The organism is Sphingobium sp. B2 (genome assembly GCF_007693735.1).
In the GTDB taxonomy this organism is placed as follows: domain Bacteria; phylum Pseudomonadota; class Alphaproteobacteria; order Sphingomonadales; family Sphingomonadaceae; genus Sphingobium; species Sphingobium xenophagum.
Genome location: NZ_VDBZ01000001.1, coordinates 1,779,112 through 1,792,535 on the forward strand (window position 1 = coordinate 1,779,112; position 13,424 = coordinate 1,792,535).

General features: G+C 62.4%; 12 protein-coding genes. 7 read left to right on the forward strand and 5 right to left on the reverse strand.

From position 1 onward, the window contains the following. The first annotated feature begins 11 nt into the window (after positions 1–11). Positions 12–860 carry an N-carbamoylputrescine amidase gene (gene aguB, locus FE851_RS08580; RefSeq protein ID WP_019053233.1) on the forward strand — a complete coding sequence of 283 codons (849 nt, stop codon included), beginning with the start codon at positions 12–14 and terminating at the stop codon, positions 858–860. Between the two features lie 3 nt (positions 861–863). Here the strand turns inward: aguB and FE851_RS08585 are convergent, their stop codons facing one another. Continuing rightward, positions 864–1,832, reverse strand: a complete 969-nt coding sequence (locus FE851_RS08585) for an acyltransferase family protein (RefSeq protein WP_186378783.1) — start codon at positions 1,830–1,832, stop codon at positions 864–866. Positions 1,833–1,905: 73 nt separating this feature from the next. Here FE851_RS08585 and FE851_RS08590 point away from each other — a divergent pair, with 73 nt between their 5' ends. Continuing rightward, a complete protein-coding gene (locus tag FE851_RS08590) occupies positions 1,906–2,583 on the forward strand; it encodes an RluA family pseudouridine synthase (RefSeq protein WP_145201655.1) in 678 nt (225 codons plus the stop codon). A gap of 30 nt (positions 2,584–2,613) precedes the next feature. Next, entirely contained in the window at positions 2,614–3,039 is a 426-nt protein-coding gene (gene arfB / locus FE851_RS08595; protein WP_017182536.1) for an alternative ribosome rescue aminoacyl-tRNA hydrolase ArfB, read from the forward strand. Here the strand turns inward: arfB and FE851_RS26690 are convergent. Beyond that, positions 3,036–4,001, reverse strand: coding sequence for a phosphatase PAP2 family protein (locus FE851_RS26690; protein WP_261370880.1), 966 nt, complete (start codon positions 3,999–4,001; stop codon positions 3,036–3,038). The two genes, arfB and FE851_RS26690, sit on opposite strands and share 4 nt — an antisense overlap. A gap of 100 nt (positions 4,002–4,101) precedes the next feature. On the opposite strand from FE851_RS26690, the gene FE851_RS08605 reads away from it, so the two are divergent. Continuing rightward, the gene (locus FE851_RS08605) at positions 4,102–4,587 is read left to right on the forward strand and encodes a GAF domain-containing protein (protein WP_145201658.1); all 486 of its coding nucleotides are present in this window, start codon (positions 4,102–4,104) and stop codon (positions 4,585–4,587) included. A gap of 165 nt (positions 4,588–4,752) precedes the next feature. Beyond that, complete coding sequence (locus FE851_RS08610) at positions 4,753–5,844, forward strand: RcnB family protein (RefSeq protein ID WP_145201661.1); 1,092 nt, start codon at positions 4,753–4,755, stop codon at positions 5,842–5,844. Between the two features lie 51 nt (positions 5,845–5,895). On the opposite strand, the gene FE851_RS08615 is transcribed toward FE851_RS08610, so the two are convergent. The 3 genes from FE851_RS08615 to FE851_RS08625 form a co-directional block, all read right to left on the reverse strand. Next, the gene (locus FE851_RS08615; protein WP_145201664.1) at positions 5,896–8,394 is read right to left on the reverse strand and encodes an EAL domain-containing protein; all 2,499 of its coding nucleotides are present in this window, start codon (positions 8,392–8,394) and stop codon (positions 5,896–5,898) included. A 147-nt stretch (positions 8,395–8,541) separates the two neighbouring features. Continuing rightward, complete coding sequence (locus tag FE851_RS08620) at positions 8,542–9,360, reverse strand: arginyltransferase (protein WP_026149722.1); 819 nt, start codon at positions 9,358–9,360, stop codon at positions 8,542–8,544. A 114-nt stretch (positions 9,361–9,474) separates the two neighbouring features. Further along, the gene (locus tag FE851_RS08625) at positions 9,475–10,722 is read right to left on the reverse strand and encodes a threonine ammonia-lyase (protein ID WP_017182542.1); all 1,248 of its coding nucleotides are present in this window, start codon (positions 10,720–10,722) and stop codon (positions 9,475–9,477) included. Positions 10,723–10,818: 96 nt separating this feature from the next. On the opposite strand from FE851_RS08625, the gene FE851_RS08630 reads away from it, so the two are divergent. After that, entirely contained in the window at positions 10,819–11,688 is an 870-nt protein-coding gene (locus FE851_RS08630) for an NAD(P)-dependent oxidoreductase (protein ID WP_145204256.1), read from the forward strand. Positions 11,689–11,702: 14 nt separating this feature from the next. Then, positions 11,703–13,424, forward strand: coding sequence for an amidohydrolase (locus FE851_RS08635; protein ID WP_145204258.1), 1,722 nt, complete (start codon positions 11,703–11,705; stop codon positions 13,422–13,424).

Here is a 13,424-nt window from a genome sequence, read left to right on the forward strand (position 1 = left end):
AAACGAACAGCATGACCAAAGTTACCGTTGCCGCGCTCCAACTCGCCTTCACAGACGATATGAGCGAGAATATCGACCGGGTGGCGACCCATGTGGCCAAGGCCGCCGCGCGCGGGGCGAAGATCATCTTGCCGCCAGAACTGTTCGAAGGCCCCTATTTCTGCCGCGTCGAGGATGAGGCGCTGTTCGCAAGAGCGCAGCCGGTGGACGAGCATCCCGCCGTGCAGGAAATGCGCAAGCTGGCCAAGGATCTGGGCGTCTATATCCCGACCAGCTTTTTCGAGCGCGACGGGCAGCATCATTATAATTCGCTCGCTATGATCGACGATCAGGGCGACATCATGGGCGTCTATCGCAAGAGCCATATTCCCGACGGGCCGGGTTATGAGGAGAAATATTATTTCCGCCCCGGCAATAGCGGCTTCAAGGTCTGGCCGACCAGATATGGCACGATCGGCGTCGGCATCTGCTGGGACCAATGGTATCCCGAATGCGCGCGGATCATGGCGCTGATGGGCGCGGAAATGCTGTTCTACCCGACCGCGATCGGCTCCGAACCCTATGATGCGGACCTCGACACCAGCCGGATGTGGCGGCGGGCGATGATCGGCCATGCCGTATCCAACTGCATGCCCGTGATCGCCGCCAACCGCATTGGCGAAGAGGATGGCCAGAGCTTTTACGGCCACAGCTTCATCACAGACCAATGGGGCGATTTCGCTGCCGAAGCCGACGCCAGGGATATGGGCGCGCTCGTCGCGACGCTCGACCTGGCGCAGGCGCGGACGCATCGGGCGGGCATGGGCTTCTTTCGCGACCGGCGGCCCGACCTCTATGGGCGGATCGCGCAGGACGTCTGACCGCTAAAGCAGCAGCCGGGTCGCGCGCGGCGATCGGCGGATCAGCCAGAACATCGCAAACGGCACCAGCAATGCTATCGCCGTCAGCCATGGCTTGCCCAGATAGGGCGAGAGATAATGGATGAACGCCACATGCAGATACATGATCACCAGCGACGCGCGGCCCAGCGATGCCAGCGGTGCGGCATAGGGCGCGACCGGGCGGGCGATAGCGACGATCAGCAGTGATGTGGCAATTGCCGACCCGATCGACAGCAGCGGCCAGCCATAATCGGCGATCTTCATGTTCAGCGTCGGGAACCAGCCCGCCAGGCCCGCGATCGACAGCATGGCCAGCGGCGCAATCAAGCCGTTGCGCCAGCCCACTCGCGCCCATGCCGCGCCGATCCAGAGCAACACAAGCGCCATCGGGACGCTGAGCAGTCCCAGCGGCGACGCTTGCGTCGCCCAGCCCAGCCCATAGGCCATACCCGTCATCGGGATCAGCAGCATCGTCCAGCGCCGGTCCAGTGCATCGGGCCAGCGCGTCAACGCGACGTTGAACAGGATGCGGGCGACCATCAGGCAGGGAATGAACCAGAAGATTGTATAAGGCCCGCGCAGCCAGGAGCCGCCCAGCAGGATCGGCAACAGATCGCCGGGCCATTGGTGAAAGATCGGGCGACCACCCTTTAGCGGCTCGATAATCTGATCCGCGACGATCAGCAGCGTCAGGAAAATGGCGTAGGGCCGCATCTGCGCGGCCAGTTGGCGGCGGGCGAAAGCGCCGACCGGCTGTGGCCGCGACAGCATGCCGGACAGCAGGAAGAAAAGCGGCATATGAAAACTGTAGAGCGCATCGCGCAACGGTCCGCGCGTCCAGACATGGCCGACAACGACCGCGACAATGCCAATGCCGCGCGCGACATCGACCCAATCGAGCCGATCCCCGGCGGCCATGTGGCCGCCGCCATTCTCCCCCCTATGCTCCATAGCCTCCACGCCCTATAGGACGGGACGCGCGCGTCAATGCGCCCCAGCCCTGTTTCCCGATCGGACCCTTTCCTTGGCCCTGCTTACCGACCATGTCCTCTTCATCGATGGCGAGGCCATCATTCTAGACAAGCCAGCGGGCCTGCCGGTCGATGCGCCGCGCGACGGGTCCATCGCGCTCGAAAACCATCTGCAATCGCTGACCTTCGGCTTTGCCCGCTGGCCGCTGCCCGTTCACAGGCTGGACCGCGACACCAGCGGCTGCCTGCTGCTTGCCCGCAATCCCAAGGCACATAAGCGCTTCGCCGGCGCGTTCGAGGCCGGGACTGTCGCCAAACGCTATGTCGCGGTCGTTGACGGCATCCCTGCGGAAGAAGGCGGCACGATCGAATTATCGCTGTCGAAGATCAGCAGCGCGAGCGAAGGCTGGCGCATGATCCCGGCCAAGGCAGGCAAGGTCGCCGTCACCCACTGGCGCAAGGTTGCTGAAAAGGACGGCCGCGCGCTCATCGCCTTCACGCCGCAGACCGGGCGCACGCATCAGATCCGCGTCCACGCGCTCCATGGCCTGGGCTTTGGCATCGTGGGCGATCCGGTTTATGGAACAGGCGGCGTGCCGATGCTGCTCCACAGCCGCTTTCTCAGCATCCCGCGCGGCGACAAGCCAGCGGCGGAGGCGACCGCTCCCTTGCCCACCACCTTTGCCGCGGCCGGGTTCGGACAGGAATTGCTGGACCAAGCCGGGCTTTGACGGGCGCGATCGAGCGGATACAGTCACGCCATGGTCGCCATCGCCATCACACGCTCGATTTCCATCGATAGCGACGAGATTATCGAAAGCTATACCCGCGCATCGGGTCCGGGCGGCCAGCACGTCAACACAACCGACAGCGCCGTGATGCTGCGCTTCGATGTCGCCAATTCGCCCGGCCTGCCAGACGCTGTAAAAAATCGTCTGGCGGACCTTGCAGGAACACGCATGACGCGCGAGGGCATATTGATCCTGCGCAGCGAAGGCGCGCGGTCGCAACTGCTCAACCGCCAGGATGTGCGCGACCGGCTGATCGCGCTGATCCGCGAAGCCACCATCGTCCCCAAAAAACGCCGCCCGACCAAACCCACCAAAGCCTCGCAAAAACGCAGGGTAGAGGGCAAGGTAAAACGCGCGACCATCAAACAGGGACGCGGCAAGGTGCGGGTGGATTAGGCGGGTAGTTCCGCCAAGGGTCGAGACAGTGTCGCGGTTTCCATAGAGGGGGTCCGCGACAAGCGCTCCGCTCCCTTGAGGCTCACCCACGCAATCAAGACACCGATTGGCACGTCGATCAGATAATGCCAGCGGGTAGCGACAGCGGTCACGAAAATGAAGAAGGTGATGAAGGCATAAAGCGGCACCAGAATTCGTCCGTGCTTCCAGGCGAAGCTCAGAAACAGAAACGCCGCTGCGGAATGGAGCGATGGCATGGCGGCCAAGCCTACAGTGAAGGCTTTCCCCCCATTGCGCGCCAGCCAAATTGGCCCTTCCGCGACCGACTGATTGTAGAAGTCCAACATGCTATGCTGGCCCGCCGTCACCATTGGATTCAACCCGGCTTCATAGATGAATGGACCGATCGCAGGCGCAACAAGATAGGCTAATGTTCCTAAGCCTTGCAGAAGCAGCGCGGCAATAACCAATTCCGAAAATTTGTCCGGCGTGCGAAATGCATGATAGCAAAAGCTTCCATAGAACATCGCAATATAGCCAATCATATAAAAATTGGCTTCATAGGGAATAAATACCGCCATCGATCGGCGCAAGACCATGCATATGTCTACCAATGGCCTAAATTTTTGATCTATTTCCCAATAAAATTCGTCGAATAAATATGGATTGATATGCGGTATCCATAGCTTTATGTTAAAATAAACAAACAAAACAACAACATAGCACGGAAGCGCGATCAGAAAGGTTCGCGCTATCGCGCGTCTTTGCCCGTAAAAAGCAAATGCACCCCAAACCCCGACACCCATGAGCGGATATAGATAATGTATGCCAACAAATGCAGCACGTTCACCTGTGGGATACACTATCGGCAATTGAAAAATTGCAGCAAAAGCGACCATCACTGTGATCATCAATAGCGAAATACTGATCTCCGGCGGTAGGTTGGATTTCAATATATTCATGCTGCTGCTCCGCTGGCTCAGCACGCGCTAGCAAAACAAGGTTACCAATGTCTAAATTCAGCCTCTGGCCCTGCCCCATCACCAAGCCTATATCCGCCCCATGTTCGACTTCGCACCCACCGATACCGCCGACAAGGCGACGCTCTATGCTGACCTGCTCTCCGCCGCCGATGCGTTGACGCGCGATGAGGCGGACCGTGTCGCCAACATGGCCAATATCGCCGCGCTGCTTTGGCAATTTTTGCCCGACCTCAACTGGGCGGGATTCTATCGCATGGTGGAGGGCGAGCTGGTGCTGGGGCCGTTTCAGGGCAAGCCTGCCTGCATCCGTATCCCGCTGGGTCGCGGGGTATGCGGCACCGCGGCGGCGACGGGCGAGACGCAACTTGTGGCGGACGTCCACGCCTTTCCCGGCCACATCGCCTGCGACGCTGCCAGCGCCTCGGAAATCGTTGTGCCGATCCTCACCAATGGCGCGGTGATCGGTGTGCTGGATCTCGACAGCCCGCGTCCCGCGCGCTTCGACTCGGACGACGCGCACGGGTTGCAAGCTCTGGTCGCTCGGATTGCCGCCCGGATCTGCTGAAGGCGTTAACCCTCTTTCCCGCCACGGTCGCCTGTTTCGCCCCGTTTCGGGACAGGATTTAACCCTCGCGCTCATGGATAGCCCCCGATCACCATGCTAAACAGAGCGTTAGCAATTTGACCCGCGCGGCGCCTTTCCGCTGTGGGAAAACAGGGAGCGTTAACCATGCGGACATCCGGCCTTCTACTTCTGGGGGCGAGCATCGCGCTGGCGGGCGCGGCTAGCCCGGCACTGGCAGGCAACGGCCCCGGCATGAGCCATGGTGCCAAAGGCGGCTGGTCTGGCGGCGGATGGAAGGGTGGCGGCCGACCGATGACCCACGCGCCCCGACCCGGCATGACCTGGAATGGCGGGCATCGCTGGGGTCCGCGTCAGAACGGTCGCTGGTATGCGGGCTGGCGCGCGCCGGGTGGCTGGAATGGCTATCAGCGCCCGGTCTATGGCTATGTCCTGCCGCGCTACTGGATCAGCCCGGCTTATTATATCGGCAATTATGGCGCCTATGGCCTGCCCGCCCCGGCGGCCGGATATGGCTGGTCGCGCTATTATGACGATGCGGTGATGACCGACCGCTATGGCCGGGTTTATGACAGCCGCAGCAACATCGCGTGGGACCGTTATGAGGGCGGCTATGGCGACGATAGCTATTATGACGATCGCGATGGGTATCGTCGTCCCGACAATGGCCTTGGCGGCGCAGCGATCGGCGCAGTAGTCGGCGGCGTGGCGGGCAACCGCATCGCCGGACGCGGCAACCGCACCGCTGGCGCGCTGATCGGCGCTGGCGTCGGCGCAGTGGCTGGCGCAATGATCGACAAGGCGGAGGATGCGCCCCGACGCGGCGCTGCGCTGCCGCCGCGTCGTCCGGGCGCTGGCTATGATTATGGCTATGGCTATGCCGACGACAGCGTGACCACGCAGAACGACTATGAAGGGCGCTGGACCGGCACCTGGACGACTGCCGATGGCAAGCGGACCAGCGGTACATATGAAGGCCGTTTCGAGGGCGAAGTGCGCGGGGCGGGCGTCGATTATGATCCGCCAGCCTATATGGGCCAGCCACATTGGTCGCAGGGTCCGGTGCAGGTCACGACCCAGGGCGGTGGCGGCTATATATCGGGGGGCTATTATTACCCCGCACCGATCGTGACCACGGTGACGATCGAGCCGGAGGTGACGACGACAACGACGACCACCTATGTCACCCAGCGCGTGGGGCAGCGCAAGCCAGCGCGCCGGGCGTGTCGCTGCAAATAGGCATTTGGGGGCAGCACATCGGGGTCGCGCCTTGTAACGGGCGCGGCCCTGTCATTTTGCCAGAGGTGGCGTGATGGCGGCACAGGGCTGCGGACGGCCCAGATGAAAGCCTTGGCCGATGATACAGCCATGGGCCAGAAGCCGGTCGGCCTGCGCTGCGCTCTCCACCCCTTCGGCGACGACATCCATGCCGAAACTGCCGCCCAGCTTGACGATGGCGTCGACAATGGCCGCGTCACCGGCATCCTCTTCGATGTTCGAGACAAAGCTGCGATCGATCTTCAATATATCGACCGGATATTGTTTGAGGTGGCTGAGCGAGGCAAAGCCGGTGCCGAAATCGTCCAGCGCGACGCGCACCCCCGCCTCTGAAAAATGCTGCAATGCCCGCTCCACCTGCCCGGCGCCGCGGCCCAGGAAAACAGTCTCGGTCACCTCTATTTCCAGATGTTCCGGCGGCACGGCGAACAGCGCAAGTTGTTCCAGCACCCGATCCGCAAAGTCCCCCCGCGCAAAATCGGCGGCGGACGCATTGATCGCGACGCGACCGGGATCATGACCGGCCTGCAACCATCCGCGCACATCGCGCAAGACATTGTCGAGCATCTGTTCGGTCAACGCCACGGCAATTTCGGCATGTTCAAAACCAGCCGCTATGCTGCCGGGCAATTGCAGGCCCAAACGCGGATGATGCCAGCGCAACAGCGCTTCATAACCCAATATCTGGCCATTGCGCAGATCAACCTTGGGTTGGTAATAGGGTGTCACCAGCCGATCGGCGATGATGCTCCGGGCCATGCCGATCATTGAACTGCGCTGCTGTGCCTGCGCGCGCAGATCGGAATGGAACAGGGTCAGGCGGCCACGGCCGGCGGCTTTCGACGCATAGAGCGCCAGGTCCGCTGCTTTAAGCAGATCTTCCGCCCGATCGCCATGATCGCCAAACACCGCGCCGCCGATGCTGACCCCGCAATCGATCGAACGGCCATTATGGACATGGGGCGTGCGCAGGCTTTCGATCAGCTTCGCGCTCCACGCCTCCAGTGCCGCGCCATCGGTCAATGATGGCGCGATCAGGCCGAATTCGTCACCCCCCAGCCTTCCCAACAGCGCGTCCGGCGGGGCAATCGCCGCAAGGCGGCCGGCAAAGGCGCATAGCAAGGCATCGCCCGCGTCATGGCCCAGCGAATCGTTCGTGCGTTTAAGATCGTCAATATCGAGCAGAAGCAGGCCAAAGCGTTTGCCGGTTTGCCCCTGTCGTTCGGCCATATCGTCGAGCGTCGCCTGCCATAAGGCGCGGTTTGGCAAGCGGGTCATGGGATCATGCGTTGCAGCCCAGCGGATGCGGTCCTCGGCATCACGCTGATCGGTCACGTCCAGAAATGTCACGATGACGCGCTGCGCCCGTCCGGATTCAGATCGTGTGGTCCAGCCGCTGCTCCTGATCCAGCGCAAGGCGCCATCGCTGGCGCGGTGGACCCGCAATGTCGCCTCGAAATGGGGCGGAACGGCGCCGGAAGCGACGGCGTCCAGCATGACCCGCAGGGTCTCACGATCGTCAGGATGGACGATCGACAGCGCCAGCTCGCTGGTCGCAGGTTGATCGTCGCTCAGACCCAGCATCGCGCGAAATTCGGCCGACCAGCGGCGTTCGCCAGTCGCGACGTCGAAATCCCAAATGCCCAGCCGTGCCGCCTGCACCGCCAGACGCGAACGTTCCTCGCTGTCCGCCAGCGCGCGTAGGGCAAGCTTCTGCGCGTGCACATCCTCCAGCGTGCCATACCAGCGGACAATCTGCCCCTGCTCGTCGCGGCGCGCCGCCGCGCGGGCACGCATCCAGCGATAGCCGCCATCGCGCAGCCGGATACGATAATCGATGTCGATCGGCGCACCGGATGCCAGATGCTTGGTCCAAATGGTGATAGTCCTGGGCAGATCGTCCGGGTGGAGCGCGACGAGCCAGCCGGTTCCCAGCGCTTTCTTCGCGACCATGCCGGTCAGGTTCAGCCAGCGCGGCCCAACTTCCTCAATCGCGCCATCGGGGGCAGCGGTCCACGGTACCTGCGGGCTCAGTTCGACTGACCAGCGATAATGCTCCCGGCTTTCGGCCAACGCCCTTTCCAGCGCGCGAGCCTGGCTATCGTGGCGATCGTGCACATCTTCCAACGTGCCATAATAGCGGACCAGGCCATCCGCGCTGGTCATCCGCCGCATTCGAACAAGACACCAACGCCGCTGACCGTCCGTGCCCGGCAATCGCACGGTCAGGGGCTGCGGCTGTTCCTCCGCGATCGCGGCCTTCAGCAGGACGCGACGGTCCGCGCGGTCCAGCAATGCGCGCCATGTCTTGCCGGCCAAACCAGCATCCTGGTCAGTCGCCAATATCCGGCCCCGTGCATCGGCGATCCAACGCGACAAGGAAGGCGACAAATGATCAAAGACCGGCGAAAACAGTATTTCATTTCGATCATGTAATGAAATGTCGATCCGCTGACCGTCATCCAGCGCTCGCCGGAAATCATCGAATCGGCGTTCAGCAAAGCGATCCATCGCCAGCCTCCGCCCATGTCGCCATCATTGCGTTCATCATGGCAGGACTAGCCGAGAAAGTTAAACAACCTCCTCACACTCTGTCATTCTGGTCGGATTTACTTGCCGCGCGCGCGAAAATAACAGCAAATCTATGGAATAGGGCCACTATTTGCGAAACATGCTCGCCAGTTCGATTGGCAGCGGAGGCTCGTCACGCTGCGCAACGTGACGAATAGCCTGATCCTGCTCATCAGGATCGAACCGGACCCAACCGGCCCGGCTCAGCTTTTCGAGCGGTCGATAGCGGACCTTATATTGCATCCGCGCCGAACCATCGACCCAGTAACCCAGATAGACATAGGGCAGGCCCGCCGCCGCAGCGCGCAGGATATGGTCCATGATGATGAAATTGCCCAGCCCCGGACGATTGTCCAACTCTGTGTCGAAGAAGCTGTAGATCATCGACAGCCCATCGCCCTGCCGGTCCGTCAGGCAAGCGCCGACCAGCTTGCCGACGCGCCCGTCGACGCCGGGTTCGCGATATTCAACGACATGGCTGTCGACCGGGGTCTGTTCGACCATGTCGGCAAAATCCATCTCGTCCATCTCGGTCATGCCGCCGCCGGGATGACGCGCCGACAGATAGCGCTGGAGCAGCGCATATTGTTCTTCGGTCGACCATGGCTTGCAGGCGGTGACCGTCAGGTCGCTGTTGCGGCGGATCAGCTTGCGCTGGGTCGCGTTGGGGCGAAATTCGTCCGTGACGACACGCACCGAAACACAGGCCGAACAATCAGCGCAACTGGGGCGATAGGCGACATTCTGGCTGCGGCGAAAGCCGATGCGGCCCAATGCATCGTTGAGTTCGGCGGCGTTGTCCCCGTTCAGTTCGGTAAACACCTTCCGTTCGCTGCGCCCCGGCAGATAGGGGCAGGGCGACGGATTGGTCACGAAAAAGCGGGGAAAACGAAAAGGTGCAGTCACGCTCCAATATCCCCTTCGTGGCGGCGGCGCGGGTGGATCATGCCGCGACTATGCCGTTGCGACGCGCCTATGAAAAGAGCGTTTACCACGAAATGTTAAGAGATCGTTCGCGCGTCACGCAACCTCGATCGGCGCAACCTCGTAACCCGCCTCGCCCAGTGCCGCGATGAGCCGCTGGAGATGGGCGCGATCGCGCGTCTCGCATTCCACGTCCAGGCTAAGCCCCTTGGCCGGCAGGTTCGTGAAAATACGCTGATGCGCCAGTTCCAATATGTTGACCGCTTCCTGATCGAAAATCTTGGCCACATGGAATAGCGCGCCCGGCCGGTCCTGCAGGATGATACGCAACCGCGCCAGACGGCCCGACCGGGCCAGATCGCGCAGCAGAACATTGGCCAGCAGTCGGGTATCGATATTGCCGCCGGTCAGGATCAGCCCGACATTGCGGCCGACAAATTGGTCGCGATAGGTCAGCAGCGCGGCAAGACCCGCCGCCCCTGCCCCTTCCACCACGGTCTTTTCAATCTGGAGCAAGAGGCTCAGCGCCTCCTCCAGCCGCCGTTCGTCAACCAGCAGCACATCGTCCGCCAACCGTTCGACAAAGCGGCGCGTCAATTCGCCCGGCTGCTTGACAGCAATGCCCTCCGCCAGCGTGTCGCCGTCACAGGCAAGGTCCGCGCCCTTGATGAAATCATACATGGACGGATAAAGTTCGGCCTGCACGCCGACCAGCCTTATATCCGGCTTCATCGCCCGTGCGGCCGTCGCCATGCCGGAAAACAGCCCGCCGCCGCCGATCGGGATGATCAGCGTATCGATCTCCGGCGCATCCTCCAGCATTTCGAGCGCGACCGTCCCCTGCCCCGCCATAATGTCCGGCTCGTCAAAGGGATGGATGAAGGTCAACCCCTGCTCCACCTCCAGCAGCCGCGCATGGGCATAGGCGTCATCGAACTTTTCGCCATATTGCACCACGGTCGCGCCATGACCCTGGGTCTGGGTGACCTTCACCGTAGGCGTCGTCGTGGGCATGACGATGGTGACAGGCACGCCCAGCCGCTTGCCATGATAGGCCAGCCCCTGCGCATGATTGCCCGCCGACGCGGCTATGACACCCTTGGCCTTGGCCGCGTCGTCCAGCTGCAACAGGCGGTTGAGGGCGCCGCGTTCCTTATAGGCTGCGGTGAATTGAAGATTTTCAAACTTCAGATAGACCTTGCAGCCCAGCATCGTCGACAGAGTCTGGCTGATCAGCGTCGGCGTCTTGACGATCGAACCGGCAATCCGGGTCCGCGCGGCAAGAATGTCATCGACGGTGATCGGCAGCGGCAAGGCGCTCTCTATCTTCGCTAAGCTGTTCATGGCCCGCCCCCTAGCGGAAAATTGCGCGTGAAGAAACTGGCACTGTCGGAAAACTGGCCCTATGGCTTGGTCTGGCGCACTAAATATACGGGGCATATGGCTAATATCGCGTTTATCGGCCTGGGCGTCATGGGCGGCCCGATCGCAGGCCATCTAGCAAAGGCGGGGCATAACCTCACCGTCTATAACCGTTCCATCGGCAAGGCGAAAAGCTGGGCGGAAGCCTATGGCGGCACGGTGGCGATCAGCCCGGCCAAGGCGGCCGAGGAAGCGGACATCGTCATCAGTTGCGTGGGTAATGACGACGATCTGGCCCAAGTGACGCTGGGGCGCGAAGGCGCATTTCGCACGATGAAGCCGGGCGGGCTGTTCATCGACCATACGACGGTATCGGCCCGAATCGCGCGGCAATTGTTCGTCGAAGGCGAAAGCCGGGGCATCCACAGCGTCGACGCGCCGGTATCGGGCGGTCAGGCAGGCGCGGAAAATGGCCGACTGTCGATCATGTGCGGCGGCAGCGAACCGGCGGTCACCGCCGCGAAGATCGTGATGAACGCCTATGCCGCGCGGATCGTCCATGTCGGCGGCGCGGGCGCTGGCCAGACGACCAAGATGGTGAACCAGATCTGCATCGGCGGCGTGTTGCAAGGGCTGGCCGAAGCGCTGCGCTTTGCGCAGGCGGCGGAACTGGATCTGGACGCGGTGTTCGAAGCGATCTCCGGCGGTGCGGCGCAGAGCTGGCAAATGGACAATCGCTGGAAAACGATGGCGCAGGACAGTTTCGATTTCGGCTTCGCAGTCGATTGGATGCGCAAGGATCTGGGGCTGGCACTGGAAGAGGCGCGGGCGAACGGCGCCACCCTGCCGGTGACGGCGATGGTCGATCAATTTTACGCAGACGTGCAGGCGCTGGGCGGCAGCCGGCAGGACACGAGCGCGCTGGTGCGAAGGATCACGCGGGCGTGAAGGCTGACATTCCTATGGTTCGCGCTGCTGCATTGGCCCGCGCAGGTTGCTTGACGATCGCGGCTCTGGCGGCCTCCGCCCTTCCCGCCTTCGCGTCCGGGGTCATCGATAACGTCAACGGCATGGCGGTCGATCCCAATGGCAAGATCGTGCATTTTCGCGCGCTGCTGATCGACGATGACGGCAAGGTCGAAAAATTGCTGCCTGATCGCTATCAGGAGCCGGAATATAAGCCCAAAAAGCCCAAAAAGGGTCAACCCTGGCCCGAACGGCCCAAGGGGCTGTCCTTCCGAATGGATGCGGGGGGCAAGACGCTGATCCCCGGCCTGATCGACGCGCACGGTCATGTCATGGGGCTGGGCCTGTCGCTCATCACGCTGGACCTGTCAGATACCAAGTCTTTGGCGGAGGCGCAGGCCAAGATCAGAGCCTATGCGCAGGATGGCGCTGGCCGCAAATGGATCATCGGCACGGGCTGGAATCAGGAACAATGGGGACTGGGCCGATTCCCGACGGCGGCGGACCTGGACGCGGCGGTCAGCGATATTCCGGTATGGCTGGAGCGGGTGGATGGCCATGCAGGCTGGGCCAACAGCGCCGCGATCCGCGCGGCGGGCGTAACGGCGGCGACCAAGGCGCCTGTCGGGGGCCGGATAGAAATGGCGGCGGGCAAGCCTGCTGGCGTGTTCGTGGACAAGGCGATGGACCTGATCGCAAAGGTCGTCCCCGCCCCTGCGCCCAAGGACCGCGACATCGCCTTTGAAAAGGCGCAACGCGCGTTGCTGGCGACCGGGATCACCGGCATTGCCGACATGGGGACGAGCATAGAGGATTGGCAGGCATTCCGCCGATCCGCCGACCGGGGCGCATTGCGGGTGCGGATCATGGCCTATGCGGCGGGCATCGGCAATATGACCCTGATCGCCGGGCCGGAACCGACACCATGGCTGTATGACGACCGGCTGCGGCTGGGCGGGATCAAGCTGGTGCTGGACGGAGCGCTGGGATCGCGCGGCGCGTGGCTGAAGGCGGACTATGCGGACGCGCCGGGGCAACGCGGTCTGCCGATGATCCCCGACACGCAACTGCGCAACATCATGAGCCGCGCGGCGATGGACAATTTCCAGATCGCCACCCATGCCATCGGCGATGCGGCGAACAGCGAGATATTGGACGCGATTCAGGAATTGTCGGAAACCTATAAGGGCGACCGGCGCTGGCGGATCGAACATGCGCAGATTGTCAGCCCTTCCGACCTGCCGCGCTTCGCGCAGTTCGGCATCATCGCATCGATGCAACCCGTGCATGAAGCGTCCGACTGGCGCATGGCGACCGCGCGGCTGGGCGAGGCGCGACTGGCGGGTGCCTATGCGTGGAAGGCGATGCTGGATAACCGGGTGCCGCTGGCCTTTGGCTCCGACGTGCCGGTTGAAAGCCCCAATCCCTTCGTCGGCATCGCCGTCGCGATGAGCCGCGAGGATGCCAAGGGTGAACCGGCCGGCGGATGGTTGCCGCAGCAAAAGATAAGTTTCGAGGCGGCACTTGACGGCTTCACCCGTCAGGCCGCCTATGCCGGTTTCGCGGAAAAGCGCTTTGGCAGTCTGGTACCGGGGCAGCGGGCGGATTTCCTGCTGATTGATCGGGACATTGCCACCGCCCGCCCGGCCGACATTCGCGCGACGCAAGTGCTGGAAACATGGATTGGCGGCAAGCGGGTCTATGTGAAGGGGCAATAG

Excerpts from the sequence above, each read along its gene's own strand:
- aguB (WP_019053233.1), top strand. The coding sequence starts at position 12 with ATGACCAAAGTTACCGTTGCCGCGCTCCAACTCGCCTTCACAGACGAT.
- FE851_RS08585 (WP_186378783.1), bottom strand. The coding sequence starts at position 1,832 with ATGGAGCATAGGGGGGAGAATGGCGGCGGCCACATGGCCGCCGGGGAT.
- arfB (WP_017182536.1), top strand. The coding sequence starts at position 2,614 with ATGGTCGCCATCGCCATCACACGCTCGATTTCCATCGATAGCGACGAG.
- FE851_RS26690 (WP_261370880.1), bottom strand. The coding sequence starts at position 4,001 with ATGAATATATTGAAATCCAACCTACCGCCGGAGATCAGTATTTCGCTA.
- FE851_RS08605 (WP_145201658.1), top strand. The coding sequence starts at position 4,102 with ATGTTCGACTTCGCACCCACCGATACCGCCGACAAGGCGACGCTCTAT.
- FE851_RS08610 (WP_145201661.1), top strand. The coding sequence starts at position 4,753 with ATGCGGACATCCGGCCTTCTACTTCTGGGGGCGAGCATCGCGCTGGCG.
- FE851_RS08615 (WP_145201664.1), bottom strand. The coding sequence starts at position 8,394 with ATGGATCGCTTTGCTGAACGCCGATTCGATGATTTCCGGCGAGCGCTG.
- FE851_RS08625 (WP_017182542.1), bottom strand. The coding sequence starts at position 10,722 with ATGAACAGCTTAGCGAAGATAGAGAGCGCCTTGCCGCTGCCGATCACC.
- FE851_RS08630 (WP_145204256.1), top strand. The coding sequence starts at position 10,819 with ATGGCTAATATCGCGTTTATCGGCCTGGGCGTCATGGGCGGCCCGATC.
- FE851_RS08635 (WP_145204258.1), top strand. The coding sequence starts at position 11,703 with ATGGTTCGCGCTGCTGCATTGGCCCGCGCAGGTTGCTTGACGATCGCG.